This window comes from Roseobacter sp. MED193, assembly GCF_000152965.1.
Classification (GTDB): domain Bacteria; phylum Pseudomonadota; class Alphaproteobacteria; order Rhodobacterales; family Rhodobacteraceae; genus Pseudophaeobacter.
In genome coordinates, this window is record NZ_CH902583.1 from 322,206 (window position 1) to 345,174 (window position 22,969).

At 57.2% G+C, this 22,969-nt stretch carries 25 protein-coding genes; 6 read left to right on the top strand and 19 right to left on the bottom strand.

Features of this window, described 5'->3' with window-relative positions:
• Positions 1–4: 4 nt before the first annotated feature.
• Positions 5–589 carry an HNH endonuclease gene (locus MED193_RS04050; protein ID WP_009808370.1) on the bottom strand — a complete coding sequence of 195 codons (585 nt, stop codon included), beginning with the start codon at positions 587–589 and terminating at the stop codon, positions 5–7.
• A 215-nt stretch (positions 590–804) separates the two neighbouring features.
• Between MED193_RS04050 and MED193_RS04055 the strand changes: the two genes are divergently transcribed.
• Positions 805–1,530 carry an rRNA large subunit pseudouridine synthase E gene (locus MED193_RS04055; protein ID WP_009808371.1) on the top strand — a complete coding sequence of 242 codons (726 nt, stop codon included), beginning with the start codon at positions 805–807 and terminating at the stop codon, positions 1,528–1,530.
• Positions 1,531–1,582: 52 nt separating this feature from the next.
• Here MED193_RS04055 and MED193_RS04060 read toward each other — a convergent pair whose 3' ends face one another.
• Both MED193_RS04060 and MED193_RS04065 read right to left on the bottom strand, forming a co-directional pair.
• A complete protein-coding gene (locus MED193_RS04060) occupies positions 1,583–2,248 on the bottom strand; it encodes an alpha/beta hydrolase (protein WP_009808372.1) in 666 nt (221 codons plus the stop codon).
• Positions 2,245–2,904 carry a DNA-3-methyladenine glycosylase gene (locus MED193_RS04065; protein WP_254655431.1) on the bottom strand — a complete coding sequence of 220 codons (660 nt, stop codon included), beginning with the start codon at positions 2,902–2,904 and terminating at the stop codon, positions 2,245–2,247. Before MED193_RS04065 ends, MED193_RS04060 begins: the two co-directional genes overlap by 4 nt.
• Before the next feature lie 95 nt (positions 2,905–2,999).
• Here MED193_RS04065 and MED193_RS04070 point away from each other — a divergent pair, with 95 nt between their 5' ends.
• Positions 3,000–4,217, top strand: coding sequence for an MFS transporter (locus tag MED193_RS04070; RefSeq protein ID WP_039965867.1), 1,218 nt, complete (start codon positions 3,000–3,002; stop codon positions 4,215–4,217).
• 90 nt (positions 4,218–4,307) lie between these two features.
• Here MED193_RS04070 and MED193_RS04075 read toward each other — a convergent pair whose 3' ends face one another.
• The 5 genes from MED193_RS04075 to MED193_RS04095 form a co-directional block, all read right to left on the bottom strand.
• Complete coding sequence (locus tag MED193_RS04075; RefSeq protein WP_009808375.1) at positions 4,308–5,084, bottom strand: squalene/phytoene synthase family protein; 777 nt, start codon at positions 5,082–5,084, stop codon at positions 4,308–4,310.
• Positions 5,074–6,054 carry an alpha/beta hydrolase gene (locus tag MED193_RS04080; protein ID WP_009808376.1) on the bottom strand — a complete coding sequence of 327 codons (981 nt, stop codon included), beginning with the start codon at positions 6,052–6,054 and terminating at the stop codon, positions 5,074–5,076. Before MED193_RS04080 ends, MED193_RS04075 begins: the two co-directional genes overlap by 11 nt.
• Positions 6,051–7,673, bottom strand: coding sequence for a citramalate synthase (gene cimA, locus MED193_RS04085; RefSeq protein ID WP_198133850.1), 1,623 nt, complete (start codon positions 7,671–7,673; stop codon positions 6,051–6,053). The genes MED193_RS04080 and cimA overlap by 4 nt, the downstream gene beginning before the upstream one ends.
• Positions 7,670–9,079: a cysteine--tRNA ligase gene (cysS, locus tag MED193_RS04090; RefSeq protein WP_009808378.1), complete on the bottom strand. Its 1,410-nt coding sequence runs from the start codon at positions 9,077–9,079 to the stop codon at positions 7,670–7,672. Before cysS ends, cimA begins: the two co-directional genes overlap by 4 nt.
• 187 nt (positions 9,080–9,266) lie before the next feature.
• Positions 9,267–9,794 (bottom strand): hypothetical protein, encoded by a 528-nt coding sequence (locus MED193_RS04095; RefSeq protein ID WP_157041265.1) that lies wholly within the window; start codon positions 9,792–9,794, stop codon positions 9,267–9,269.
• A 445-nt stretch (positions 9,795–10,239) separates the two neighbouring features.
• Here MED193_RS04095 and MED193_RS04100 point away from each other — a divergent pair, with 445 nt between their 5' ends.
• Positions 10,240–11,796 carry a trimethylamine methyltransferase family protein gene (locus tag MED193_RS04100; RefSeq protein WP_009808380.1) on the top strand — a complete coding sequence of 519 codons (1,557 nt, stop codon included), beginning with the start codon at positions 10,240–10,242 and terminating at the stop codon, positions 11,794–11,796.
• 66 nt (positions 11,797–11,862) lie between these two features.
• Here the strand turns inward: MED193_RS04100 and MED193_RS04105 are convergent, their stop codons facing one another.
• The 11 genes from MED193_RS04105 to MED193_RS04155 form a co-directional block, all read right to left on the bottom strand.
• Complete coding sequence (locus MED193_RS04105) at positions 11,863–13,083, bottom strand: cysteine desulfurase (RefSeq protein ID WP_009808381.1); 1,221 nt, start codon at positions 13,081–13,083, stop codon at positions 11,863–11,865.
• Entirely contained in the window at positions 13,076–13,669 is a 594-nt protein-coding gene (locus MED193_RS04110; RefSeq protein WP_009808382.1) for a YIP1 family protein, read from the bottom strand. The genes MED193_RS04105 and MED193_RS04110 overlap by 8 nt, the downstream gene beginning before the upstream one ends.
• Positions 13,666–14,163, bottom strand: coding sequence for a hypothetical protein (locus MED193_RS04115; protein WP_009808383.1), 498 nt, complete (start codon positions 14,161–14,163; stop codon positions 13,666–13,668). Before MED193_RS04115 ends, MED193_RS04110 begins: the two co-directional genes overlap by 4 nt.
• Positions 14,164–15,444 (bottom strand): SufD family Fe-S cluster assembly protein, encoded by a 1,281-nt coding sequence (locus MED193_RS04120; protein WP_039965872.1) that lies wholly within the window; start codon positions 15,442–15,444, stop codon positions 14,164–14,166.
• Position 15,445: 1 nt separating this feature from the next.
• Positions 15,446–16,201 (bottom strand): Fe-S cluster assembly ATPase SufC, encoded by a 756-nt coding sequence (gene sufC, locus MED193_RS04125; protein WP_009808385.1) that lies wholly within the window; start codon positions 16,199–16,201, stop codon positions 15,446–15,448.
• A gap of 33 nt (positions 16,202–16,234) precedes the next feature.
• The gene (locus tag MED193_RS04130) at positions 16,235–17,062 is read right to left on the bottom strand and encodes a polysaccharide pyruvyl transferase family protein (RefSeq protein ID WP_009808386.1); all 828 of its coding nucleotides are present in this window, start codon (positions 17,060–17,062) and stop codon (positions 16,235–16,237) included.
• A 2-nt stretch (positions 17,063–17,064) separates the two neighbouring features.
• Positions 17,065–17,379 carry a heavy metal-binding domain-containing protein gene (locus tag MED193_RS04135; RefSeq protein WP_009808387.1) on the bottom strand — a complete coding sequence of 105 codons (315 nt, stop codon included), beginning with the start codon at positions 17,377–17,379 and terminating at the stop codon, positions 17,065–17,067.
• Entirely contained in the window at positions 17,376–17,609 is a 234-nt protein-coding gene (locus MED193_RS04140) for a hypothetical protein (protein ID WP_009808388.1), read from the bottom strand. Before MED193_RS04140 ends, MED193_RS04135 begins: the two co-directional genes overlap by 4 nt.
• Positions 17,609–19,129, bottom strand: a complete 1,521-nt coding sequence (gene sufB / locus MED193_RS04145; protein WP_039965874.1) for a Fe-S cluster assembly protein SufB — start codon at positions 19,127–19,129, stop codon at positions 17,609–17,611. Before sufB ends, MED193_RS04140 begins: the two co-directional genes overlap by 1 nt.
• Positions 19,130–19,144: 15 nt before the next feature.
• On the bottom strand, positions 19,145–20,188 hold the full coding sequence (locus MED193_RS04150) for a cysteine desulfurase family protein (RefSeq protein ID WP_039966622.1): 1,044 nt from the start codon (positions 20,186–20,188) through the stop codon (positions 19,145–19,147).
• 63 nt (positions 20,189–20,251) lie between these two features.
• Entirely contained in the window at positions 20,252–20,713 is a 462-nt protein-coding gene (locus MED193_RS04155; RefSeq protein WP_009808391.1) for an Rrf2 family transcriptional regulator, read from the bottom strand.
• Between the two features lie 192 nt (positions 20,714–20,905).
• Here MED193_RS04155 and MED193_RS04160 point away from each other — a divergent pair, with 192 nt between their 5' ends.
• Genes MED193_RS04160 through MED193_RS04170 form a run of 3 tightly spaced genes read left to right on the top strand, consistent with a single transcriptional unit; the run spans position 20,906 to position 22,967 of the window.
• Complete coding sequence (locus tag MED193_RS04160; protein ID WP_009808392.1) at positions 20,906–21,559, top strand: alpha/beta hydrolase; 654 nt, start codon at positions 20,906–20,908, stop codon at positions 21,557–21,559.
• Entirely contained in the window at positions 21,559–21,801 is a 243-nt protein-coding gene (locus MED193_RS04165) for a hypothetical protein (RefSeq protein ID WP_009808393.1), read from the top strand. The genes MED193_RS04160 and MED193_RS04165 overlap by 1 nt, the downstream gene beginning before the upstream one ends.
• Complete coding sequence (locus MED193_RS04170) at positions 21,798–22,967, top strand: HD domain-containing protein (protein WP_009808394.1); 1,170 nt, start codon at positions 21,798–21,800, stop codon at positions 22,965–22,967. Before MED193_RS04165 ends, MED193_RS04170 begins: the two co-directional genes overlap by 4 nt.
• Positions 22,968–22,969 lie beyond the last annotated feature (2 nt).

Sequence of the window (22,969 nt, forward strand, 5' to 3'; positions counted from 1 at the left end):
GCCTTCACGCGTCGAGTTCAGTATCCCAATAGAGAAAATCCATCCAACTGTCGTGTAGATGGTTGGGGGGGAACTTACGCCCGGTGTTACGCAGCTCTTCTGCGCCAGGACGCCGGGGCGCCTTTCGAAGAGACATAGGCAGCATATGCAAAGGCTTGGACCCCTTCTTTAAATTGCAAGGCGAACAGGCTGCCACGACGTTTTCCCAGCTGGTGATCCCGCCGGCTGCGCGCGGGACCACATGATCAAAAGTCAGATCTCCACGGGCTCCACAGTACTGGCAGCAAAACTCATCCCTCAGAAATAAATTAAAGCGCGTGAAGGCCACGCGCTTTTGAGGTTTGACATAGTCTTTGAGCACGACAACAGAGGGTATTCGGATCTGGGTACTGGGGCTATGAACCACTTCGTCATATTCCGCCAGGATATCCACCCGGTCCAACCAGGCTGCCTTGACGGCGTCCTGCCAGCTCCAGAGTGAGAGCGGATAATAGGATAGCGGTCGATAGTCCGCGTTGAGCACAAGGGCAGGATGCTGCCGCAATGCGCTGGGGTCTCTCACAAAATCAGTTCTGAAATCGCCATCCATGATGCTACGTCTTCCTCGCCCTGTCTGCCCGTTTCCGGCACCAGAGCGGGGAACCCGCCCCAGCATGTCTTTGACTATATCTCGTGGTTTTTCTCTGGCAAGCCCTTGTCAGCCACAAGATTTCGCATGTTCGCTATCACTGCCCCATGACAGCCCTGTGACAGGATGCTTCTAGATGGCTTGCATGCCTCTGAGGATAGACCTAAGCATCCCTCATGACCCGCCTCATTCGTTTTAACAAACCCTATGACGTGCTGCCGCAATTTACTGATTCCGGAAGCCAGGGTTCTGCACGTCCAACGCTAAGTGCCTATATCAACTGTCCAGGCGTCTATGCCGCTGGCCGATTGGATCGCGATAGTGAGGGGCTGATGCTGTTGACTGACAACGGCCGGTTGCAGGCCTGGATCAGCGACCCTCAGCACAAAATGGCCAAGACCTATTGGGTTCAGGTGGAAGGGGAACCGGATTCTCGTGCGCTGGCAGCTTTGCAACAAGGCGTGGCGCTCAAAGACGGGATGACAAGGCCGGCCAAGGCGCATCTGATGGAAGCACCTGCGCAGCTTTGGCAGCGGGAGCCGCCCATTCGAACGCGCAAGTCCATTCCGACCAGTTGGATCTCTCTCACGCTGAAAGAGGGAAAAAACCGCCAAGTGCGCAGAATGACCGCGGCAGTGGGTTTTCCCACCCTGCGGCTCATCCGATATAGCATAGGCGTCTGGACCTTGGACGGTCTGCCCCAGGGCAGTTGGGAGGATCTGGAGGTGCCATCGATTCCAGGTCCCGCCAAACCGTCGCAGCTGCCAAACCGCAGGGCGCAACAGAAACGGAACAAGGAAGGGCAAGACCAGGAAGGCAATCCCTCTGAGCGCAACGCGACTGCGAGGCAAAAGCAGCGCGGTAAACCCCGCCGCAGATCCAGATCCACCAAGCCTAATTGAACGGCAAAAGAATGCAGGCTAAACCCCTTATATTCTTCATTATTCCAATGACCTAAAGCCCTAGCTTATCGCGCATAAAGGCAAGGGAGACGCTCAATCCATCGGGGGCTATCCCGTGGCCTGTGCCCTTCATAATATGAGCAAAGACATCCTTAAACCCTGCTTGATCCAGGGCTTCTGCAGCTTCTGGCAGGGATTGCGGTGGCACCACGTCGTCGGCCTCCCCATGCACCAACATGACCGGCATCCGGCTGACCACTTCGTCTTTGAGCGTATCAGGTGACAAAAGGCGGCCTGAGAAGGCCACGATGCCAGCCAAAGCATCTTCACGGCGCGGTGCCACATGCAGGCTCATCATGGTGCCCTGCGAAAATCCAAACAACACGACCTGCTCAGGCAAGACATCCTCATCCACCATCAGGGCGTCGAGGAAAGCATTCAAATCCTCGATCGAGGCATTCATGCCCCGCATGCTTTCCTCTTCCGAAGAGCCATCAATCCAGGGGATCGGGAACCACTGATATCCCATTGGTGCACCTGGACAATTCTCTGGCGCATCTGGCGCGACAAACAGCGTGTCCGGCAGATGTTCTGCCAGGGGGTCGGCCAGCCCTAAAAGATCCGCTCCGTTGGCGCCGTAGCCATGCAGAAATACCACGATAGACCGGGTCACCCCGGAGAGCGGCTCTCTGCGCTCAGCTTTTAGTACACGAGTCATCTGATCCCTTCCCTGTCCTTTGCCACATGGTAATAGGCCCAGAGGATGCGGGCTGCAACCGACCGCCAGGGAGACCAAGCCTCGGCCAGTTGCCCCAACTCCCGTTCCTTGGGCCGCTCTGGCAAATCAAACAGGGCTTTCGCAGCTTCCTGAAGAGCCAGATCGCCAGGGGCAAAGACATCCGCCCGACCGAGGGAGAACATCGCATAGATTTCTGCGGTCCAGACTCCAACACCGGTTACCTTGGTCAGAACCTGGATCACCTCCTGTGTTGGCAGATCCCGCAGCGCCTCAAAACCAATATCTTCCTGCGCTAGGGCTCTGGAATACTTTATCTTTTGCCGACTAAGGCCGGCCGCGCGCAGATCCTCCTCGGTTGCGGCCATGATCTGGGATTGCGTGGTGAGTTGCGCCTCACTGAGCCGCTTCCAGATCGCATTGGCCGAGGCCACACTAACCTGTTGGCTTACAATCGCGCTCAGCAATTGCCCAAATCCATCCGGTTTGCGCCGCAGCGGCAACGGGCCACATTGGGCCAAGGCCATGGCAAATCGTGGGTCATGATCTGCAAGCCAGGCAGCCCCTTCGTCCACACAGGCGTCAGTGCAGATAATGCGGCCCGCCGTTGGCGCACAGATGGTCACAAATGGAGGCACCGCAATCTCCTCAAAGCGTTCTCTTTTCCTGCGACATTGTACCAAAGAGGGTCTTGCCGCTTGTTCCTTCTAATATTGATCGCTACGCATCCCATATGACAGATCACATGACCACCCCGAGCGACAGCGTCGCCAAGAAAAACGTCGCCATCCTGGTATTGGCCCAGGCGATCCTCGGCTCACAAATGCCGATGATCTTTATCATTGGTGGGCTGGCCGGCCAGTCGCTGGCCTCAAACCCCTGTTTTGCCACCCTGCCGATCTCTTTGATCGTTGCAGGGTCGATGGTGGCGGCGACGCCGATCTCCTCAATCATGCAAAAATGGGGGCGCCGCGCGGGGTTTTTCACCGGCGCGATGTTTGGGGCCTTGGGTGGGGTCATTGGCGCCTATGGGCTCTACCTCGGGTCTTTCCCGGCCTTCCTGCTCGGCAGTTTGCTGACTGGCGTCTACATGAGCGCCCATGGCTTTTATCGCTTTGCAGCGACGGATACAGCCTCTGAAAGCTTCCGGCCAAAGGCGATCTCCTATGTCATGGCGGGCGGTTTGCTGTCCGCCCTGCTGGGCCCGCAATTGGTCAAGGCCACCAGCCAAGTCTTTGTTATTCCATTTCTTGGCACCTACCTGACTGTAATCGCGATCAATGTCTTTGGCTCTGGCTTGTTTTTGTTTCTAAACATCCCCAAGCCCAAAGCCCCCAGCGAAGATCTTCCCGCTGGGCGTAGCCGAATGGAGCTGCTGAAAACCCCGGCAATCGCCGTTGCAGTGATCTGTTCCATGGTGTCTTACGCGCTGATGAACCTGGTGATGACCTCAACGCCGCTGGCCGTAGTGGGCTGTGGCTTTACCGAAGGCAATGCGGCGGATGTTGTGTCGCTGCATGTTCTGGCAATGTATGTGCCTTCCTTCTTTACCGGGCACCTGATCGCGCGTTTTGGCGTGCATAAGATCGTCGCGGCCGGTCTGATCATCTTGGCAGCTGCCGGCGCCGTCGCGCTGCAGGGTGTTGAACTTGAAAACTTCTTTATCGCCTTGATCCTGCTTGGGGTGGGCTGGAACTTTGGTTTCATCGGGGCGACAACAATGCTGACAGCCTCGCATACCCCAGAAGAACGCGGCCGAATGCAGGGCCTCAATGACCTCTTGGTCTTTGGCGGTGTCACCATGGCGTCACTGGCTTCTGGCGGTTTGATGAACTGCTCAGGCGGGAACCCGGTTGAAGGCTGGAGTGCGGTGAATATGGCCATGGCTCCTTTCCTGGTTCTGGCCGGCGGCGCCCTGCTCTGGCTGGCTATGCGTCCCAAAGAGGCATGAACCGCTAAAGTCAGACGGAACCAACAATAAAGGCGCTTCATTAGGAGCGCCTTTGTTCATTTTATCAATATGATAGAAGGTTTTCCCGACCTACCAACGCCTACGTGCGGCCCGCCAAATAAGGCCTGTCCGGCGGTGAAATTCGCTTTGCCCCAGGCTCCCTTCAGCAACACGTTCTGGCTGCCGCAGGGCTTGTTTCAGGATGGGTTTGGCCTGCCACCCGGACAGCAGCGCAACGCCTGCCTCTTTAGAAACCAAGCCGCTGTGCTGCTCTGCCTCCTGGATACGGTCCAGGCCTTTGCGGGCAAGCTGTCGCAGTCCCTCAGAGGTGCCGTCCAGCAGCGGGATGCGCTTGTGCCCCACAAGGCCCGGGATTGCCCGGAGCCAATTGGCAATTCCTACCCCATAGGCAAAGTTGCGCACGACTGTTTCGTCAGCCTGCCCAAGGGAGGCGGCTGCCATCCACATGAGCCCACCAGAGGTGGCGTCAATATAACCATCAAACGCGGCCTCATCCGCAAAAGGCTCTGAATAGATATCCCAGCGACGGGCCTCCGCCATAGGATCGATATGGTCTGCCAATTCGGCGGCAAGCAATCGCCCCAATGGCGTCGCGACATGATGGCGGCGCACTGGCCCACCCTGTGCGATCTCCCCGCCGATATCGCGCCACCACTGCACCCGCATTTCAGCAATCATGCTTTCCTGACTGGCCCAGGGGGCACGCGCTAGTTCAACATTGAAGGCATATAGCGCAAAAAGCAGAGGTCGGGCCTCTGGAGGTGCGGCCATCACTGCCATAAATCGGTCAGGGTCCGCCTGCTGAACCAATTCGGCACAGCTGGTCAGGTCATCGTCAAATTCCATCCAAAAAACCTTGAATTGCCCCCAGTGTCTGCGGCGCATCAACCAGATCCAGATGTCCCAGACCGGCCAGAATCTGATAGTGCCCCATATCTGTTTCCGCCTCCATCAAGGGCGGATAGGCGTCAGCGACAAAGGCTTCATCCCGCTCTCCTGCCAGAAGAAGAAAATTCGGTAATCCTCTGATATCATTTATATAGTCAGAACGTGGTGCATAGGATTGATTGAGACGGAAACTGTTGGACGTGGTCGCCAGATGGCCCAATGGCCCCTCCAGCACCTCGGTTGGCATCTTGAACTGTATAGCTGTCAGATGGTTCCAGGCTGTTATTCCAACGCCATTGAGCATGGACAAAGCGATAATCCGCCGTATCAGCGGCTGGGCCCAGCCGCCAGAACGTGGGCGCATCGTCGGGGCGCTATGATGCAGGAACGGGGCCAAGAGCACCGCGTGATCCATCAGGTCTTTGTGCTTCCCACCAGCAAAACGCACCACCAGTCCGCCGCCCGAGGAATGACCGATAAGCACCACCTTTTGTCCTGGCGTGGCCTTAGCTGTGATCAAATCCGCAAGGTCGTCTTCGAGCTGGCCGATATAGTCAACATCGCCACGCCGTCCAGGCTGCGCTCCATGCCCACGCAGATCAGGCACCAAGACGGTGCCGCGCAGTTGCGGCGCAAGCTGAGAGAATTGCAAGCCATTCCATCCTGACCCATGCACCAGGACAATCAGCGCCCCCTCTCCGTTTTCATAGGATCGTATCTGTAGCGCGTACCCATCTCGCATCGCGACACTTTCCGCCGGAGGCGGTGGTATCAAAGGCCCATCATTGCCCTGCAATATCCCGTCAAAGTTCAGGGTTGGGCCCACAGATTCAAGCGGCTTAACCGGTTGCGAAAGGATCAGTCCTAACGGAATAAGCGCAGTAATCGCCCCGGAAATAGCCATGACCTTGAGCACCTCTCTGATCACGAGAGCTCTCCGCCATCTCGCATCAGTTTCCACCGCATGGCATCCAGCAGCGCCTCAAAGGAGGCATCAATTATATTGGCGCTCACCCCGACGGTAGACCAACGTCGGCCCTGTCCATCTTCACTGTCGATTATCACCCGTGTCACAGCCTCGGTGCCGCCCTGGGTAATGCGCACCTTGAAATCAACCAGATGCATATCGTTGATGATCGACGAATACCGCCCAAGATCCTTAGCAAGAGCCTTGGCCAGGGCATTAACTGGCCCACGGTCGCTGCCGGTTTCATCCATCGACTCGCTGACCGACAGGCGCTTTTCCCCGTCTACTTTGACCACCACAACCGCCTCAGAGAGGCTGATCATCCGGTTATACTTGTTCTTGCGGCGCTCAACCGTCACTTTGTAGCGTTTTACTTCAAAGAAGTCAGTGCATTGCCCCAACTCTTCCCGCGCCAGCAGCTCAAAAGATGCCTGCGCAGTGTCATAGGAATATCCCTCAGCCTCACGCTCCTTGATACGCTCTAGAATACGGGCCAGCGCAGGGTCCCCCTTGGCAACCTCGAGCCCGGCATCCATCAGGCGTTTGCGCAGATTGGATTGCCCGGCCTGGTTGGACATGGGGATGATCCGCGCATTGCCGACCAGCTCTGGGGCGATATGCTCATAGGTCGACGGATCCTTAAGAATCGCGCTGGCATGCAAACCCGCCTTATGAGCAAAGGCAGAGGCCCCGACATAGGGTGCCTGCTTGCTCGGTACCCGATTGAGGATATCATCCAGCATCCGGCTCAGTCTGGTTAGCCCAGCCAGCGCCTCCCGGCTGACGCCAATGTCGAACTGGTCCGCATAGGGCCGTTTCAGCAGCAATGTCGGGATCAGGGTGGTCAGATTGGCATTGCCGCAGCGCTCCCCTAACCCATTCAAGGTGCCCTGAACCTGCCGGGCCCCGGCCTCAATCGCGGCCAGAGAACAGGCAACTGCATTTTCGGTATCATTATGGGTGTGGATGCCGAGACTTTCGCCCGGGATGCCCGCCGCAATGACCTCCGCTACGATGCGCTTGACCTCACTTGGCATGGCTCCGCCATTGGTATCGCACAGGACGATCCAACGTGCCCCGGCCTCCAGGGCTGTACGGCAGGCAGCCAGCGCATAGTCGGGGTTTGCCTTGTAGCCATCAAAAAAGTGCTCTGCATCATAAAGTGCCTCACGTCCCTGGCTCACCAGATGGGCGATCGAAGCCCGAATGTTTTCCAGGTTCTCCTCGAGGCTGATACCAAGTGCGGCTGTCACATGGTAATCATGGGCCTTGCCCACGAGACAAACCGCGGAGGTGCCAGCATTCATCACTGCGGCCAGGACGTCGTCATTTTCCGCCGAGCGCCCTGCCCTTTTGGTCATTCCAAAGGCCGTCATGACCGCCCGCGTTTCGGGCGCTTCTTCAAAGAAGGCGCTGTCGGTGGGGTTGGCTCCGGGCCATCCGCCTTCGATATAGTCAATACCTAGGTCGTCGAGCGCCTGGGTGATTTGCTTTTTTTCGGCAGTGGAGAATTGCACCCCTTGGGTCTGCTGACCATCCCGCAGTGTGGTGTCATAGAGGTAGAGCCGTTCGGCCATCACAAGCCCTCCAGTTTTGCCGGATCAAACCTAGGACCAGGCACCAGCTCGACACCGGCCTTACTCATCCGCACCTCCAGTCCTGCCGCTACAAATGCAGCTTTCAACCGGTCCACCTGCGAGAAGTCCTTGCTCTGCATGGCGGTTTCCCGAGCGTCCAGCAACTGCGTCGCATAGGCTGACAGGTCCAAATCGGGCGTAGCGGCCCAATCACCTAATGCCTCGCTCAATAGCCCCATCAGCTGTGCCGACGCCAATAGCCCAGGACCATCCCCCGCGGCAGCGAGTTTGTGCATCTCCGCGATAGCCCCGGCGGTGTTGAGATCATCAGCCAGTGCGTCCAGCACCGCGGCAGCAGCGTTGGCGGCGGGCTCGATGCCCGCTGTCAGCGCACGCCACTTGCGTAGCGTGGCCTCTGCCTCCTTTGCCTTTTTCTCAGTCCAGTCCATCGGTTTGCGGTAGTGCGTCTGCAAAAACACAAAGCGGATCACCTCACCGGGAATGCCCTGATCCAGCAGGTCATGCACGGTAAAGAAGTTGCCCAGGGACTTGGACATCTTCTTGCCCTCGACTTGAAGCATCTCATTGTGCAACCAGTATCGAGCAAAGCTGTCATCGCCATTGGCGCAGCAGCTCTGCGCAATTTCATTCTCGTGGTGGGGAAACATCAGGTCGTTGCCACCAGCATGGATGTCAAAGGTTGCGCCCAACAGTTCCTGCGACATGGCGGAGCATTCAATATGCCAGCCCGGGCGTCCCCGCCCCCAGGGGCTGTCCCAGCCTGGAAGCTCCTCTGTCGAGGGCTTCCACAGAACAAAATCCATTGGATCGCGCTTGTTGTCAGCGACCTCGACCCGCGCACCGGCGATCATATCATCAACAGATCGCCCAGAAAGCTGGCCGTAGTTTTCATAACTCTTGACCGAAAACAGCACATGCCCCGCCCCATCCGCATAGGCATGGCCCTTGGCAATCAGATTTTGGATCATTGTCACCATCTGGCGGATATACTGGGTCGCGCGCGGCATATGGCCCGGCTCCAGAGCCCCGAGTTTGCCCATATCGCTTAGATACCAACCGATGGTCTCCTCAGTGCGCTCAGCAACCAACTCCTCCAAAGTACCCGCGGCCCCCGCAGCTTTGCGCGCCAGGGCAGTAGCATTGATCTTGTCGTCCACGTCGGTAAAGTTGCGCACATAGGTCACATGATCAGCGCCATAGCAATGCCGCAGCAACCGATAGAGTACGTCGAACACGACCACTGGGCGTGCATTGCCCAGATGCGCCCGGTCATAAACCGTAGGGCCGCAGAGATACATACGCACATTGTTAGCATCAATCGGGGTGAACTCCGACTTTTTGCGGGTCTTGGTATTGTGCAGTTTGATCACGGGGTTGGGGGTCGTCATGACAGCTCCTTGGACGGACACGGATGTGCAGGCACGCAAAGCGGGCATAGCAACTTGTCATGATGTTGGAAACGACAGAAACCAGCCCGCTGAGGATTTCAGCAGGTAATACAGCAAATAATGAGGGCGCGTACTTGGTTCATGCAACCGTCCTAACATCTCTTCCTTTGCGCGCCAAGAGGGTTGTCTAAAACCGGAAGGCTGCGCCCAGAGAGATTGTGTTTGGGGATTGTTCCCGGCCCTCCCCACCGCCGGATGGTGCGTGATATAGATACTCACCGGTGAGCTGCAAGGCCCGATTGAGCGAGACCCGAAACCCTATGCCCAGGGTCTCCGCCACTTCATGACGTTTTGTGCCCACCCCTTGCTGGCGCCCAAGGGAGATATACCCAAGACTATCGCCAAAATCATATCCGGCTCGCAGGCTGACCTGTTCTGTTCTGGCTGTGCCGGTAAACCCAGGGTAAGGATGCGGGTTTCCGCGAAAAAAACTTCCACCTAGGACAACGAGCCCATAGTCCCTATCAACGGAAAACGCCAATCGGGGGGGCGCTTCCGGTGAGGCCTCAGTCGCAGCCTGTGGCGCCCCGGTGTGAGCAGAGAAAAAATAGGTTGTTTCCCAATCACCTGAACGAACAGGCGGGGCAGAGGTCGACAGTGCCCCGAGCGCAAGAACCAGGGCGGTAGCGGTGTGTTTCATGTGAGCAGCTGGCATGATTTCTTGCCCATTCGGGCGCCCTTCAGGGCGCGGCACTTTATGACCCCCCTATTTTCGGAGAAACTCCTTAACGAGCGGTTCCTATTTTGTCTCAATCGGCCCGAAGACAAAGAAAATCGCCCCTCTATTCAGGGAAATTAAAACAGGTTTGGGAATTTCTTGATCGACCAGGCGGGCCCCGGCAGCCGCGGAACAGAGTTCTGTGAAAAAGAAGTCGCATTTTCGACTTAGGTCGCAAACCTGCTAGAATCAGCTTCAAAAACCGCCAAGGCTGCAAGGATAGCAAGAAGGATCCAATATGCTGGCGGAACGCTGTGTAGTTAATCTGGTTTGGCGCACGATTGGCGCCACCAGGGGTCGTGCCGCCCGCGGACGCCCCAGCGGAACGTTGTCTTCATCTCTCTGAAACAACTGACGAATTCCTGCATTAAGGATCTCTACAATGACAGATCAATCTGGCAGCCCCACCCGTGTATCGACCCGTAGCGGGGGCCGCGCCGCGCGTCGTACTGCCCGCGCCAGCGCCCTGCCCGACCACATGCGTCCCATTCGCCCCGGCATGGAGGGCGGTGTTCTAAAACCGCTGAGCCAGGCCTCTGTAGAACGTATTCACCATGCCGCCTTGGAAGCCCTTGAGACTATTGGCCTTGCCGATGCCCCCCCGAGCGGTGTGGATTATTTGACAAAGGCAGGCTGCATCCTAGGCGACGATGGTCGCATCCGTTTCCCTCCCGCCCTAGTCGAAGACATGCTCGCCAAGGCAAACCGCTCTGTGACCTTGCATAGCCGCAATGGGCAGCAAGACCTGGAACTGTCAGGCAACCGCGTCCACTATGGCACAGCGGGTGCCGCTGTTCATGTTGTTGATGTGCAGGGGCGAAACTACCGCGAGTCGACAGTGCAGGATCTGCATGATGCGGCGCGGATCTGCGACACGCTCGAAAACATCCACTTTGTGCAGCGCCCAATGGTGTGCCGGGACATCGCCGATAATATGGAGATGGATCTCAATTCGATCTATGCGACCACCTCTGGTACGACCAAGCATATCGGCGTCTCTTTTTCGGAACCCGGCTTTGTCGCGCCAGCCATTGAGATGTTGCATATGATTGCAGGGGGCGAAGACAAATGGCGCGAGCGTCCCTTTGTCTCCAACTCCAACTGTTTTGTCGTGCCGCCTATGAAATTTGCCACCGAAAGCTGCGAAGTCATGGAGCAATGTATCCTGCACGGAATGCCAGTCTTACTGCTTTCGGCGGGAATGGCCGGGGCTACGGCACCCTCCACCATTGCTGGGGCAATTACTCAAGCGGTTGCCGAATGCCTGGCTGGCTTGGTCTATGTGAACGCCGTGAAGCCTGGAGCCCCTGCGATCATTGGGACTTGGCCTTTTGGCCTTGATCTGCGGACTGGCGCCATGACTATGGGCTCTGGCGAGCAGGCGCTCTTAACGGCGGGCTGCGCCCAGATGCATAAATTCTATGGCATACCTGGTGGGGCAGCCGCCGGAGCCAGCGATTCAAAAATGCCGGACATGCAGGCCGGTTGGGAGCAGATGTGTTCCAATGTCATGGCAGGTCTCTCTGGTCTTAACATGGTCTATGAGGCCGCAGGGATGCATGCTTCCCTGTTAGGATTTTGCCATGAATCCCTAATCTTGGGGGATGATCTTATTGGGCAAGCACAGCGCTGTGTGCGCGGCATTGAGGTCAATGACGAAACGCTGGCCCTGGACCAGATTGCAGAGGTCTGCATGGGGGGACCAGGCCACTATTTAGGCACCAGCCAGACATTGGGTCGGATGCAGTCGGATTATGTCTACCCAACGCTGGGAGATCGCACCTCACCAAAGGAATGGGCCGAGTTGGGCAAACCTGACCTGTTGGAAAAAGCAACAGCGCGCAAGGAGCAGATCCTATCGCAGCGGTCAGCGGCGCGCTTTGACCCTGCCCTGGACGCTGAAATTCGCAGCAGGTTCAATATTCATCTCGCCTCATAAGTGGATGAAAAGGCGACGGGAAACCGTCGCCTTTTCTATTTTCGCACCTCGATTCTGCGCCTTTGCTCAGGCAAACAGCTCATGCGCCAACTCTAACGCTTCGATCAGCACGTCGACCTCGGCCTTGGTGTTATAGGCACCAAAAGAGGCACGACAGGTTGCAGAAACACCCAGTTGGTCCATCAAGGGGCCAGCACAGTGATGGCCAGCCCGCACCGCGACCCCCTTCTTGTCGAGGATCGTCGAGATATCATGGGCATGGGCTGCCCCCTCCATGGTGAAGCTAAAGATCGCAGCCTTACCGGGCGCCTGCCCTTGGACGTTGATCCAGTTCAGCCCTGTCAGCTGGGTCATGGCATAGTCGCGCAATCCCGCCTCGTGGGCTGCGATATTCTCCATCCCCAGTTCCATCATATAGTTGAGCGCCACGCCAAAGCCGATGGTTTGCACGATTCCTGGCGTTCCGGCCTCAAACATCATCGGCGGATCATTGTAGATCACCGCCTCTTTCGAGACCTCGCGGATCATGTCCCCCCCTCCGAGGAACGGCCGCATTTCCACCATTCGGTCCGGGTGCACATAGATCGCCCCAGATCCCGATGGACCATAAAGTTTGTGCCCCGTGATAGCGAAGAAATCGCATCCCAGGTCTTGTACATCCACGGGCATGTGCACGGCGCTTTGTGAGCCATCGACCAGCACTGGCACGCCCTTTGCATGGGCGCCCTCGGCAATGGATTTAACATCCACAACTGTGCCCAAGACATTGGAACAATGGGTTATTGCGATCAGTTTGGTCTTTGGTGTGATGGCATCAAGCACCGCCTGAGGATCCAGACTGCCATCCGCTGCGGTATCCACCCATTTGATCACCACCCCCTGACGTTCACGCAGGAAATGCCAGGGCACGATATTGGCGTGATGCTCCATGACCGACAACAGGATTTCATCCCCAGCCTGCAGCCGTGGCATGGCCCAGCTGTAGGCCACCATATTGATGCCTTCGGTGGTTCCAGAATTCAGAATGATGCTGTCTTCACTCGCCGCATTCAGGAACTTGGCGATGATGCCCCGAACGCCTTCGTATTTCTCAGTTGCGAGATTGGAAAGGTAGTGCAAGCCCCTGTGAACATTGGAATATTCCTGCGAATAGGCTTGATTGATCGCGTCAATAACGACCTGCGGCTTCTGCGCCGAGGCCCCATTGTCCAGGTAGGTCAGCGGCTTTCCGTTCACCTGCCGGGACAGGATGGGAAATTGACTACGGATTTTTTCTACATCATACATTTTCAGGCAGTCCAAGATTGGCAGGCCCTAGCAGCCCGACGATAAAGATCATGGCAAAGAACATCACGATACTGGCCATAAGAACAACCGCAAAGGAACGCCAAAGAGAGGCAAACCCATGCGCTTCGTTGACAAAGTTCAACAGTACAAAGAGCAGCACCAGGCCAATCACCAGGAACACCACGTTGCCCAGTTGGGGCGAAATCAACATGACCACAACAGCGACGGACATAAGGGCCAGCTGTAGCAGTTGATCCCAGACCAAAAGCGACAGAATAGGCATGAAATGCCCGGTCCCTCCGAGCCAGCGACCGCCAAGCGTGAGCATTGTGGCGAAGAGAACGCTTCGAAGCGCGGAAACCATCAGTGAAAGACCCGGAGAATCTGGCGACATGTCAAACATGGCCAATTCGCTGGAATCGGGAAGGATCAGGCCCAGGACCCCAAAAAACAGCGCATTCAGGATAACTGCCAGGAACAGGCCGGTCCAAATGGACTCATTCGGCCACTGCCGCAACAGGATGCTCCGGGCCGCAACGCCGGGTTGGCGCAGGGTCAGGATCATAAAGGACCACAGGAACCTCATGCTCGTAACTGGGGTTTGGCCCAGTAACCCTGATACATCCCCGAGATCCAAAACCACAGAAAGGCAGCGAACCAAAGCCCGCCTATCAGATTCAGCTCAGTTCCTGGGCCAATCATGCCGGCTACCAACCCATTGAGCAGCATCAGAGGGCTGGCCGCAAGAAAGCTCCAAAACAGCGCCAACCGGGCGGCGAAGCTCTCCCCCGTGCCGCGCAGAGCGCGGGCGATGAAATGTGCCACCAGCGCCAGAGTATAGAGCGCAAGGGGGGCAACAAAAATGATACCAAACAAAGCGTTACTCAGCAGCATTGTTTGTTCTTGCCCCGTCAGATGGGCCTCTCGCGCTAGGCTGGGCATGCGCGAGATGAACATCAAAGCGCAACCCGCCATCAGGATCGCCAACATACGGTCTTCGCGTGGCCCCGTGGTCAAGAGCCGCGCAAAAACCCTGCGCGGCCCCCGATAGGTTGCCAGGATATCACCGGTAACCGCCATCTAGCGGCGCCGCGAAAGCCAGCCTTCCAGGCGGGCAACAATAGCGGCGGCGATTTCACCGTCTTCGATCTCTTCAACCGCTTCCGCAAGGAACGCCAGGGTCAACAGATCCGTCGCTTCATCCGCAGGAACCCCGCGCGAGCGCAGGTAAAACAGCGCTTCCTCGTCGATTGCCCCGGTGGTTGAGCCATGAGAGCAAATCACGTCATCGGCGTAGATCTCCAGCTCGGGCTTGGCCAGAAACTGGCTGTCATCGTCCAGAAGCAGCGATTGGCTGATCTGATAGCCATCGGTTTTCTGAGCGCCCTCCTTAACGAGGATCTTGCCCTGAAACACGCCGGTGGCCCCATTGCGCAGCACCTTCTTGAAAACCTGACGGCTTTCGCAGTTTACCGCATCATGGGTGATGAACACCGTGTCATCGTGGTGAAATTCCCCGTCGCCAACGCAGGCGCCGGCGATATGTGCAATAGCGTCATCGCCCAATAGCTCAACGACGGCCTCATTCCGGGTCAAGATCCCATTCACCGTCAGGGTGAAGCTCTTGAACACCGATTCCGTACCCAGCCGAGCAAAGAGATGGGTTGCAGCCCGGCGTTCATGATCCCGCCCCTGGGCGCGCACCAGATGCAGCTTGCCGGTGTCGGCAATATCGATCTCCATACATTTGTTGAACCGCGATGCCGCCGGGCCGTTTTCCAGAATAGTGGCCTCGGCGCCTGCTTCAACGCGGATCACGTGATGAAGGATCGCGTCGGAGGCCTCATCCGAATGCACGTAGACCAGGTTGATTGGCTTGCTCGGTTTGCCCGTCACATGGATGGCAACACCATCCTGCGCAAAAGCAGTGTTCAACGCCGCCAAGGGCCGGGCAACCGGAGACTGCCCGCGCGCCTCAAGCACGCCATAGAGATCTTTGGCCCAGTGAATATCCTGACAGCAGATGTCAGCGATCCGATCAATCTGCACCCCTTCCAGGCTCAGATCATCCGAGGCCTCAGGATTATAGACGCCGTCCACAAAAACGATCTTCAACCGATCAAATTCATCGAACATCGGTGCTTCATCTGTGACGAACACGGATGCCTGTGTGGCCTCCGCCGCAGTCAGCGTATCTGGGCGGGTGTATTTCCAATACTCATCGCGACGCCCGGGCAGCCCCAAGGTCTGTACCCGCGACAGCGCTGCCTGTCGGGCAACTGACAAGCAGCCGCCCTCTGGCAGGCTCAGCGCCGCCAAACGTGCCTCGGTGGCACTTTGTTTCACATCAGCCAATGCCATCTCAGGAAACCTCCGCCAGGATACCAGCATAGCCGTTGTTTTCGACTTCCATTGCCAGCTCTGGTCCACCGGTTTTTACGATTTTGCCGTCAGCCAGAATATGCACAACATCGGGTTTGATATGGTCCAGCAAGCGCTGGTAGTGGGTGATCACCAGAAAGCCACGGCCCTCATCGCGCAGGGCATTGACGCCTTCGGCAACCAGTTTCATCGCGTCGACATCCAGGCCCGAGTCGGTTTCATCCAGGATGCACATCTTGGGCTCAAGCATGGCCATCTGCAGGATTTCATTGCGCTTTTTCTCACCACCGGAGAAGCCTACATTGACCGGACGCTTCAGCATATCAGCGTCGATCTTCAGCTCCTTGGCCTTGGCGCGGATGGATTTGAGGAAATCTGCCGCTGACAGCTCTTCTTCACCGCGGGCCTTGCGCTGGGAATTCACCGCGGTGCGCAGGAAGGTCATGTTGCCAACGCCGGGGATCTCAACCGGGTATTGGAAGGCCAGGAACACACCCAATGCGGCGCGCTCTTCCGGGTCCAGCTCCAGCAGGTCCTCACCCGCCAGGGTGGCGCTGCCTTCGGTGACTTCATAGCCATCGCGCCCCGACAGAACATAAGACAGTGTCGACTTGCCAGAGCCATTAGGCCCCATGATCGCATGCACCTTGCCGGCCTCAACAGTCAGGTCCAGACCTTTCAGGATCTGTTTGTCCTCGTCTTCAAGTTTGACGTGCAGGTTTTTGATTTCGAGCATTTTTTCCTCGTCTCTTTTCTCTTGGTCGCGCCCTCAGGCGGTCCCTGTGTTCTGCTCAGCGCGCAGGCGCGCAGGAAAGCTGTTACGCAGATCGGCCTGGGCGCGCACAATGCCCGCGCCATATGGCAGCTCTGCCGGTTGATTGTTGTTTCGCAAATGATCCGGGATCTGGTCCCAGGTCAGCGGAGAAATAAGCACCCGCCCGATCGAGGCGGCATAGTCGTAGTATTTCAGATGCCCCTGATCCCCAGGCGAAACCCAGGTCGAGGCCACGCCATAGGCATCCGCCGTGATCAACCCATGCAATGAGGCCGCATAGATGTGATCGCAGGCGCTGATCTGGCCACAGACCGTGGCTGGGTCCTGACGCGGATCAATCAGCAAGATCTCCTCACTGCTGTTCGCCAGGGTCTGAATCCCTGGATCTTCCATCTGGCTGTGATGGGGGACCAGGCCGATCCGGTGGGTTTTTGATGGCGCCGGCGCAAGGACATCTGCCACCAGCAGTCCAGGGTCGCCAAAGCGTTGCGTTTTCACCCCCAACAGCGAAGCCGTGATAGGTCCGCGCAGCAAGGCAATGTTTACATTTGATAAAAAATCTGTCGACGCAACCGCGTGCAGCAGGCCAGAGCCCCAGATCACCGGTTTCTGCGCATAGGTCTTTACCTCGGAATATTTGCGCCGGGCAATTTGCAGGATCGAGCCAATGGCATAAAGATCCGCCTGACCGGGGCCAGCATGTCGCACCTCATGGCCACTCAGATGCGCCACCACAAGGCGAGAAAGCGCGTCGCCAAAATTTGGCACCGCTTTCCACCAGAACAGGCGCAAAGGCGTGATATGTGAGGGCGTTGCCAGCATCGTCAGCCGATCACCACTGCGGTGCCGCTGGCCGAAACCATCAGCATCGAATTGCCAACGACCTCGTAGTCGAGATCAACGCCAACAACCGCATTGGCGCCTTTATCGCGGGCGCGGTCTTCCAGCTCTGCCAGCGCGGTTTCGCGCGCGTCCTGCAGTTTGCTTTCATAGGCGCCAGAGCGCCCGCCGACGATATCGGTGATCGAAGCAAAGACATCGCGCACCACATTGGCGCCCATGATGGCCTCGCCCACGACGATGCCCTTGTATTCAGCGATCTGGTAGCCCTCAACAGAGGGGGTGGTTGTGACGATCATTTGATTTTCTCCTCAACGTACCTGGACAACCGAACCATTTTTCGAATCTCTGTTCCATATTTTGGGGAAAGACCGGCATTTTCAGCGATTTTTGAGAGGTCACTCATCGTGAAAGTAGAGAGCTCTGCTGAATAACGGATCCCAAATAAGTGAATGGCTGTGACCTTTTCACCTTTTGGAGCTTCCGAATGCAGCTCTCTAAGTCCCAAAACAAGTGCTTCAAAGGCCATTACCCCACAGACCCTTCCAGCGAGATCGCCACCAGTTGCTGGGCTTCCATGGCGAATTCCATCGGCAGCGCCTGCAGCACGTCCTTGCAGAAACCGTTGACCACCAGGGCGACCGCGTCTTCTTCGCCAATGCCGCGCTGGCGGCAGTAGAACAGCTGGTCATCGTCCACTTTTGAGGTTGTCGCCTCGTGCTCAACCCGGGATGAGTTATTCTTCACCTCGATATAAGGCACCGTGTGGGCACCACATTTGTCGCCAATGAGCAGGCTGTCACACTGGGTGAAATTACGGCCGTTTTTGGCCTTGGGGTGCATCGAGACCAGACCACGGTAGGTGTTCTGCGCCTTACCGGCGGAAATCCCTTTGGAGACGATCCGAGATTTTGTGTCGCGCCCCAGATGCACCATCTTGGTGCCGGTGTCGGCCTGCTGCATGTTGTTGGCGATGGCGATGGAGTAGAATTCGCCCTGGCTCTCGTTGCCGCGCAGGATGCAGGAGGGGTATTTCCAGGTCACAGCCGATCCAGTTTCCACCTGGGTCCACATGACCTTGGCGCGATCACCGCGGCAATCGGCGCGTTTGGTGACAAAGTTGTAGATGCCGCCCTTGCCGTTTTCATCACCGGGATACCAGTTCTGCACGGTGGAATATTTCACCTCAGCGTCTTCCTCAATGATGATCTCAACCACAGCGGCGTGCAGCTGGGCGATATCACGGGCCGGCGCGGTACAGCCTTCCAGGTAGCTCACGTAGGAGCCCTTGTCGGCGATGATCAGGGTGCGTTCAAACTGGCCGGTGTTTTCCGCGTTGATACGGAAATAGGTGCTCAGCTCCATCGGGCAGCGCACGCCCGGCGGGATATAAACAAAGGAGCCATCCGAGAACACGGCGGAATTCAGCGTCGCATAGAAGTTATCTGAGACCGGAACCACCGAGCCCAGATATTTCTTCACCAGTTCGGGGTGTTCGCGGATCGCTTCCGAGATCGAACAGAAAATAACGCCGGCCTTTTTCAGCTCCGCCTGGAAGGTGGTGCCAACGGAAACGGAGTCAAACACCGCGTCGACAGCGACCTTACGGCCCTCGGCGGGGGCATCTTCAGCGCCTTCAACACCGGCCAGGATCATCTGCTCTTTCAGCGGGATACCAAGCTTTTTGTAGGTTTCCAACAGCTTGGGGTCGACCTCATCCAGGGATTTTGGCTTCACTTCCATAGATTTCGGACGGGCATAGTAATACTGGTCCTGAAAATCGATCTCAGGGTAGTCGACCATGGCCCAGCTTGGCTCTTCTTTTTGCAACCAGCGGTCATAGGCTTCCAGGCGCCAGTTCAGCATCCACTCTGGCTCTTCGTTCTTTTCCGAGATCAGGCGAACAATGTCGGTGGTCAGACCCTTGGGGGCATATTCCATCTCGATATCGGTTTCCCAGCCGTATTTATACGTGCTGACTTCGGCCACCGCATCCACGGTTTCCTGATCAACACCTTCCTTGACTTGGGTCTGGTCCAAAGCGGCCATGTTATTCTCCTGCATTCACGCCACCCGGGCGCAATGTTTCTTGTGTTTCTGAAGCCAGGCCTGCGCAAAACGCAGCACCTCGTCTTCTGTTGTTGTCGGCCCAAGTGAGACGCGCACGGCGCCCTGGGCGGTATTTTCGTCAAATCCCATCGCGGTTAGCACCGCACTGGCGCGTACCTTGCCGCTGGAACAGGCAGAGCCCGCGCTGATGGCAAAACCAGCCAAGTCCATCTGCATCACCTGTGTTTCACCCTTCCAGCCTGGCACTGCAAAGCAGGAGGTATTGGGCAGGCGCGTGACACCTTTGCCGACACAGATAAGCCCTGGCGCGCCAGCCACAAGGGCCTCTTCCATCAGATCGCGCTGCTGTTGCACCCTTTCCCAGGTGCCATCGGCCAATTGAGCGGCTGCAGCTTCGGCGGCGGCGCCAAAACCGGCGATGCCAATCACGTTTTCGGTGCCCGAACGACGTCCCATTTCTTGACCACCGCCCTTGATCTGCGCCGCCAGATCAGTGCCCCGTGGCATTACCAGGGCTCCAATGCCTTTGGGTCCACCTAGTTTATGGGCAGAAATCAGCGCCATGCCGACGCCAAGCCAGTTGAAGGCGATCGGCAGTTTGCCGAAGCCCTGTGTCACGTCGCTCACGGCCAGACCTTGCGGCAAGTTCTGAACCACACCGGTTTCGGAATTGGCCAGTTGCAGGGTTGAATCCTCTGGGGTAGCAACCGCGACCTGCCCATCGCTGGATACCGAAAGATCCTCTTTGATCCAGGCTCTTACGGCGTCATGCTCTATCGCTGCCCCGTGCAGGTCGCGCCCTGCCAGCGCCAGTGAAGCACCTTCAGTGGACCCGGAGGTAAAGACGATATCCGCCCCATCTGCGCCAAAAGCTGCTGCGATTTGCGCTCTTGCCCGTTCGACCACAGCCTTTGCGGCGCGCCCCTCAGCATGCACAGAAGAAGGATTACCGCAGTGATCCATAGCCGCAACCATCGCCGCACGGGCCGCAGGGGCCAGCGGCGTGGTCGCGTTGTGATCGAGGTAAACCCGTGTCATGGAGTCATCTTTTCCGTTCATGAGGGACCACACGCAAGCAGATCAGGCGCAGTCATGTCCAAATTATTCTGCGTCAACAACCGAAAACAGACCTGGAACTGCGGGGCAAGGCGCCAAGTCATTCTGAATGACATCAGACAGGCGGGTCTGATGCAAAAACACATAGACATGGGCGCTGAGGCTTTCCCACAGACGGTTTGTCAGCGATTGCGCCCGGCTGCCACTGGTCGCACCCGAGGCCCCAGCCCCCTTGTGCATGGCGTCAACGGTCTCATCCACCGCGCTGAGGATGTCGACGACGCGAATTTCCGAGGGGCGTCGCGCCAGGCGGTAGCCGCCTCCAGGACCGCGCACCGATGCAACCAGCTCAGCCCGGCGCAGTTTCACAAAAAGCTGCTCCAGATAGGGAAGCGATATATTCTGACGTTTGGAGATATCGCCAAGCACGACCAATGCGCCCTCTGGCTGCAGAGCGATATCGGCCAGCGCGACCATGGCATAGCGTCCTTTGGTAGAAAGCTTCATCTTTCCATCTCTCCAAACATCCGGGCGCTGGCGCGAAAACATTGACCTCAACCGCCTGAGTGCGTATCTCAGCGTGACGGTGCACTGCAATGGCCTGCGCCAACAATTAGAATTGTTCTAAGATGGCTGATGGAATTCGTCAAGTATTCCCGCACAGCATCTGCAGAAAATGAGAGTAGGATTAACCCACCCATGCCTGAGGTCATTTTTCCCGGACCCGAAGGCCGCCTGGAAGGCCGCTATCACCCGCAAAAAGAAAAAGACGCCCCCATCGCGATTGTTCTGCACCCCCATCCCCAATTTGGCGGCACGATGAACAACAAGGTCGTCTACAATCTGCACTATGCATTCTACAATATGGGTTTTACCGTTTTGCGGTTCAATTTCCGTGGCGTAGGCCGCTCGCAAGGCGAATATGACCAGGGTATTGGCGAACTGTCCGATGCGGCATCGGCGCTGGACTATCTGCAGTCGATGAACAACAATTCCAAACATTGCTGGGTTGCTGGCTTCTCTTTTGGGGCCTGGATTGGCATGCAGCTTCTGATGCGGCGTCCTGAAATCACCGGCTTCATCTCAGTGGCCCCGCCTGCCAATATGTATGATTTCTCCTTTCTGGCGCCCTGCCCGTCCTCTGGATTGATCATCAACGGCACCTCAGACCGGGTGGCCCCACCTGCGGATACCGTCAATCTGGTGAACAAGCTGCACGAGCAAAAGGGCATCACCGTCACCCACACCGAAGTTGAAGGCGCCGACCACTTCTTCCAGGGCGATCACATGGACACCTTGATGGGTCACACCACCGACTATGTGAAACGCCGCCTGACGGAGAATACCCGCTAATGGGTACCATCGACAAGCTGGGTGAAAAGCTGGCTATCGATACGCTGAAAGTCCAGGACGCCATCGGCGAGGATCGGTTTTATATGGAGGTTGCCCAAGTGCTTGGGGCAGCCTCTCAATCCTTGGAAGAAGCGTTTCTGACCGAAATGCGTGTCCGCATTGCTGAACGCAAAGCACGCGATTTCATTGCGGAAAAACTGGCCCAAGTTCAAAGTGACCTGGAAGAGAAAGCCAATAAATGACCCAACGCATCCAGGCGCAATTTGCCTTCCTGCTAGAGGCAGACAGGCTGCGCGGGATTGAGCGTCAGAACCTTATTCTGGATTGTTCGCGCCGCGAAAACTCTGCAGAGCACAGCTGGCATTTGGCGCTATACGCCTTGGTTTTGGCTCCCTTTGCGGAACCAGAGGTTACAATCACCCGCGTCATTCAAATGCTCCTGTTGCATGACTTGGTAGAGATCGACGCCGGCGACCACCCCATTGGTGATGCAGTCGACTGGCAGGCTGTGGCAGAGGCCGAACAGGCTGCCGCCACCCGGCTGTTTGGCCTGCTGCCAAACGATCAGGGGGCTGAGCTTCATGCGCTCTGGCAAGAATTCGAACAGGCCGAATCGCCAGATGCACGATTTGCCAAACATCTGGATCACTGCCAGCCGATTTTTCAAACGCTCTATGGGGCTGCGCCGCTCCCCGACCACCTGGAGGTGGTCCGCGGTAATCTTTTCGGAGGCCGCGCTGCGGCCTTGGAGCAGAGCTTCCCGGAGGCCTATTTCCACGCACTTGACCTGCTGGGCACCCCAAGTGACAGAGAAGTCAGCGCCCTGACCGACCGTTTGCCCTTCCTCAACGCAGCAGACGGTCTAAAGACCGTTTTGCGCGCCACCTGGCTGGGGGATGGGTCACGGGCAGAGAATTCCGCCGAACATAGCTGGCACATCATGCTCTATGGTTGGATTTTGGGCGAATATGCCTGCTCAGATATCGACATATCCCGCGTTATCAACATGTTACTCCTGCATGATATTGTTGAAATTGATGCTGGCGACACCCCCATTCACGGCGCGCAATCGCCCGAGGCCCAGGCCGCACAAGAGGCACAGGAACAACAGGCAGCCGATCGGCTGTTTGGCCTGTTGCCAGAACAACAAGCCGTGACCTTTCGCGCCCTGTGGGATGAGTTCGAAGCCGCCACAAGCGTGGATGCCACTTTTGCCAAGGCCATTGATCGGGTGCAGCCCGTTTTGTTGAACCTTCTCAACGGGGGCGGCAGCTGGCTGGAGTATGATGTCAGCTTTGCCCAGGTTGAGAGCCGCGTTGGCGTCAAGGTGACACGCGGGGCGCCAGAAGTCTGGAGCTACGTCCGAGACAGGATCAGCCCTTGGTTTGAGGAAAACAAACGCCTGTAGGC